The 4,123-nt window shown below is 63.3% G+C and carries 6 protein-coding genes; 4 read left to right on the top strand and 2 right to left on the bottom strand.

Annotation, left to right across the window (positions count from 1 at the left end; translation table 11 throughout):
* Positions 1 to 169 precede the first annotated feature (169 nt).
* Positions 170 to 754 (top strand): hypothetical protein, encoded by a 585-nt coding sequence (locus I4J89_RS48900; protein WP_196421076.1) that lies wholly within the window; start codon positions 170 to 172, stop codon positions 752 to 754.
* A gap of 25 nt (positions 755 to 779) precedes the next feature.
* Here the strand turns inward: I4J89_RS48900 and I4J89_RS48905 are convergent, their stop codons facing one another.
* Positions 780 to 1,052, bottom strand: coding sequence for a hypothetical protein (locus tag I4J89_RS48905; RefSeq protein WP_196421080.1), 273 nt, complete (start codon positions 1,050 to 1,052; stop codon positions 780 to 782).
* A gap of 679 nt (positions 1,053 to 1,731) precedes the next feature.
* Positions 1,732 to 2,244, bottom strand: coding sequence for a hypothetical protein (locus tag I4J89_RS48915; protein WP_196421077.1), 513 nt, complete (start codon positions 2,242 to 2,244; stop codon positions 1,732 to 1,734).
* 553 nt (positions 2,245 to 2,797) lie between these two features.
* On the opposite strand from I4J89_RS48915, the gene I4J89_RS48920 reads away from it, so the two are divergent.
* From I4J89_RS48920 to I4J89_RS48930, 3 genes are all read left to right on the top strand, one after another.
* Positions 2,798 to 3,340: a hypothetical protein gene (locus I4J89_RS48920; RefSeq protein ID WP_196421078.1), complete on the top strand. Its 543-nt coding sequence runs from the start codon at positions 2,798 to 2,800 to the stop codon at positions 3,338 to 3,340.
* On the top strand, positions 3,337 to 3,822 hold the full coding sequence (locus I4J89_RS48925) for a hypothetical protein (RefSeq protein WP_196421079.1): 486 nt from the start codon (positions 3,337 to 3,339) through the stop codon (positions 3,820 to 3,822). Before I4J89_RS48920 ends, I4J89_RS48925 begins: the two co-directional genes overlap by 4 nt.
* Before the next feature lie 191 nt (positions 3,823 to 4,013).
* On the top strand, positions 4,014 to 4,123 hold a 110-nt coding region (locus I4J89_RS48930), incomplete at its 3' end, for a Y-family DNA polymerase (protein ID WP_444876230.1).

The raw sequence follows: 4,123 nt of genomic DNA on the forward strand, positions 1-4,123 counted from the left end.
TGCCGCTACGCTCGGCACGAGGTCTCCGGTGTGAAGTTCTGCTTGGTCGCTGAACCAACTACCGGAGACCTCTTCAGTTATCGATCACCGCCACGCCGCAACATCGACGCCTACGAAACACGGCCTAACCCTCACCTTCACCAGGACTCGTGAAGGACGGCGACTTTCGATGATGGCGAAGCAGTTATTGCTGGCTATATTGGCCGGCCTGCATCTCAGGGCAGAGAGGCTGTGCCTCGTCGGCACCCTACTGACAGTGGCCTTAGCGGGCTGCGCGGAAGAACGCGGCAAACCCGCGGAATTGAGCGACCCTGGCGCGCTGATCACCGACGATATCTTGGAGCGCCTGGCCCCCGGCGCGGTCCGGGTGCCCGAGGAGAGTCTGGGTGCGATCAGCGGCCTCAAGCGGTGCAGCGTGGACCTGGAGTCGGACTCCTCGTCCATGCGCGGTGATCTGGTCCTGACCGTCTCGGTCGGCGGGGTGGACATGTATGGCCCCGCCTGGCAAAAGGAGCAGTGCGCCAGCGTCAACGCGCAGCCAGCAGCAGACGGGCCGGGCGACCGCTCTTGTGTCCGGGTCAGGCCGTGGTCCGACGGTGAGGCGCGCGTCGATGCGCTGGCTTGGCTCGGGAACGACTACCAGGCCCGGGTGGGCTACCAGGTGGTTAGGCCACGCCAGCTGCCTCCCAGCGCCGAGCAAGATGTGCGCGTGCTGCTCGAGGCCGCCGTGAACGTCCTGGCTTCGGGCAGGTGACCACCTGAACCCGGGCGACGCGGCGTCACACCCGCCGCGGCATAGAACGGCTTCTCGTGCTGGTCACCAGCGCCGCCGCCGACGCCCCGCCGGGCTCGCAGATCAGTTCGATGCGGTAGCCGTCGCGCAGCAGCGTGTCGGCGTCCAGCCGGTCGTCCGGCTCCGGGCGGCCGAGTAGGGCCGCCGGGTGGATCAGCGCGGCGGCCAGCCGGCCGTGCCGGGTGAGGACCTGAGGCGCTGGTGCTGCGGGTGGCGATATCCCGCACGAGGCGACCGAGTTTGCCCCGGCGGCGGACAACGGCCATCTCGGTATCCAATACAGCCGGCACGACGGCCGGTGCCACGAGCCCGCCAGCGCAGCGAGGCGGGCAGACAGCGAGAAGCACTGACTCGGGCCGGAGAGAGCGGGCCACCGGCCGCCATCAGACTGGTGGACATCAGCGGCGCCGGTCTGGTGTTGAGCACCAGCTCGGAGGTGTCCTGGTCGCGAATTGTCACACCGGATGCCGACGCTCGTGATTTCTCCACTGCGCACCAGTTCCCGGATCGCCGCCGTCATTGCCGCATTACCCGGAACAGGCACGATCAGCTGGCCGGCGGCCCAGAAATAGCTGCCGTTCGCGACCTCGCCGGTCTCCTTTCACCGGGCTAGCAGGCGGCTGACCTCGTCCACGGTGAAGATCGTTAGCGCCCATGCGGAGCCGTCGGGCAGGTCGACGAACGTGTCGACGTTCGCCACCGCGTCCAGGGCGTCGGTGTTGGGATCGAAAGGAACCGGGCCACGAACGTCGGTTCCGTGATGGTCGTATACGGTTCGCCGGCACCCACGAGCGCCATCATGGCCTACGCCTTGCCGCATCCGGATCTGCCGAGAAGAGTGCGCCAGGCGTCTTTGCTCCTGGATATCAGATGCGCGCGAGGTCAATATGAGAGTTGCTACCGTGGCGGCAGGATCGTAACCGTCATCGAGGCCTGATTCAGCCGTCTTCCCCGCAATCCCCGACCGATTTCCATTCGACATTGGTAGGGCGTTGCGCTTTTCCGGTGGACCTGGCGTCGGCCTTGCGAAGTTCTTCCCGGCTCCGAATCCATCGTGCACTCGGATCATTGAACACCAAGTCGAACTCGTGGACTGGAAATAGCCTGCTGCTGGCGACCGAGGCGTGAGGCTCCTGGAGGCGAGCGGTGAATGTCCGACACGGTGGAACGTCGCCGATATCATAGGCGCCGCCCATGATTTCGCTTTCGCTTCTTCGGCCGCGCGGAACGATCAGAACGTCCGTGACGGGCACCGGTGAGCGGTTTTGGATGAACACCACGTTCTTGTACTCGGTCGAGGCCCACCAGTTGACGCGCGTCGCGTAGCGCCGTTCTGCGCGCTGCTGCGTGTCCGTATTGAGGGCTAGTTGACTCCGATTTATGTCGCGCTGGTCGGCATATGCCTGGAGACTGACCACCGCAGCCACGGTCGCTGTAAACGCGGCGATCACGGCAGCTCCGGCTTGGATTCGATTGGTCCATTTGGCGCGTTCGCGAGGCGCATTATTAGAAGGTGGCAGCGATGATGGTGGCCGGGGCGACGGTGCGGCGTGATACGCGGGGCATCACAGTATCGTGGCCGTGCATGGGCCGCCTCGCTAGCACGATTCATCCTTTCGGATTTATCCCGCACCCTGCACCGCCCGAGGGCGGCCGCGTTAGGAGCTTAGAGTTTCCCGTCCAGAAAGGGTGCGGCCGTCCAGCCCGGCTCCCTATCGGCGTCCGGACGCGCCGACTGGCAGGGCGCAACTGCCGCCGATCTCGGGCGCCGGCGAGTCGTGCTCCGTCACCCCGGGTGATCGGTTCGCGTGCCCGGCCGGCGTCGTGACCTGCCGATGTGAGTGCCTTACGGGGGTGCCGGATTCGTTCCAGCGCCAGCTGACTACAGCCATCTGGATGCCCGGAATGCTGAAGCTGGGTTTCGATCAGAACATTCCGACCAGGTCCGGCTAGAATGACGGGTCCACCAGGGATCTTCTTCGATCATGATGGGAAAGTCGGCCGATGACAACGCCTCCCGGCGCTGGCCCCTCCGGTGCAGGTTCCCTCTCGGCGCCAGGCGCAGCCCCCACCACGCCGTCGGGCACAGCTCCCTCCGCAGCGCCCAGCGCCGGACCCTCTCCTAGGAGGAAAGTCTTCCAAGAGATCGGGAAGTGGATCTTTGTCACATTCGCCATGGCGGTCATCGCTCCCTTCATTGTAGCTATTCCCGCACGTGTGGCAGTCGCCGCAGAGAGCGGACAGCAGGTCGAAACTCTGGCCCTAATCGGAGTGCCGGAAATGGCCGTGGCGTGCGGCAACATGATGTGGGGCGCCTTTAAGGATGCCTGCGATGCTCACAGCTTCGAGATTTCTTTCCGCATCTTTCTTCTCTCGGTCACCGGACCTGCGGGAACAATCCTGTTCCTAGTTGCCTTCTTCGGCCGGAAGGTCACGCTCGACAACTTTGGAGATCTTCCGACCTGGATCCAGCTCCTCGCCGTCTTCTCAGCGATCACATCAATAGGAATCTCATCGGTCACATCCGTTGTTAAGGGGATGGCATGAATGGACCCGAAGCGCGAGGAGAGGTTGGGAGCAACGGGGCTTCAACCCAGGTGCCGCACGTCGATCTAACCCATGAACCGCTGTCGCATCGTGCCAACCTGCACATATACGTAGGTTCAGCGGATCTGAAGATTGAGACAGTCACGTCATCGCAGCGAACACTGTGGAGTATTCTTTCCTTTGCAATATTCTTTGGGTTGGGGCTGCTTGTAGGCTTGCTGGGTTGGTCGATTGATCAGCCGAACTCCGCCTTCGTCGTGATCGCAGCATTGATTGCGGTTGCGCTTCTCGCTGCACTCGCCATCTTCTTTGTTTACAGGTTTGCTGTGCAGTCCACACGCTCCAAAAAGGCTCGCACTAAGGCGGAGTCGATGGCCGGAGTCGAACTGAGGCTGGAGCGGACTCATTTCTTCTCCATCGCCTCGGCTGCTGCTGGCTTCGCCGGACTCGTGGCGGCAGTTGTAAACCTGCTAACAAAATAGCCCGTCTTTGAAAGTTGCTCATTTAGGCAAGAAGTCCACCTTGGATGGGCCATTAAGAATCTATCTACTCTCATAGCCGCGATCAGTGCGTTTTCACCGGTGGTGTGCGACTTCGGAAGACAGCCTGGTGACGGTGGTGCGGCGCAGGAGAGCGCCGCGGGAGAGGCGGTCGGCGGGGTGATACTGGGCGGGTGGCTGACGGCTGGGTGCTGCATGTCGATCTCGACCAGTTCTTCGCGTCGGTCGAGGTGTTACGCCGCCCTGAGCTGCGTGGTCGACCGGTGGTGGTGGGTGGATCCGG

It is taken from the genome of Actinoplanes aureus, assembly GCF_015704865.1.
GTDB classification, from domain to species: domain Bacteria; phylum Actinomycetota; class Actinomycetes; order Mycobacteriales; family Micromonosporaceae; genus Actinoplanes; species Actinoplanes aureus.

Coding starts and splice junctions, on each gene's coding strand:
- I4J89_RS48900 (WP_196421076.1), top strand. CDS start 170: ATGATGGCGAAGCAGTTATTGCTGGCTATATTGGCCGGCCTGCATCTC.
- I4J89_RS48920 (WP_196421078.1), top strand. CDS start 2,798: ATGACAACGCCTCCCGGCGCTGGCCCCTCCGGTGCAGGTTCCCTCTCG.
- I4J89_RS48925 (WP_196421079.1), top strand. CDS start 3,337: ATGAATGGACCCGAAGCGCGAGGAGAGGTTGGGAGCAACGGGGCTTCA.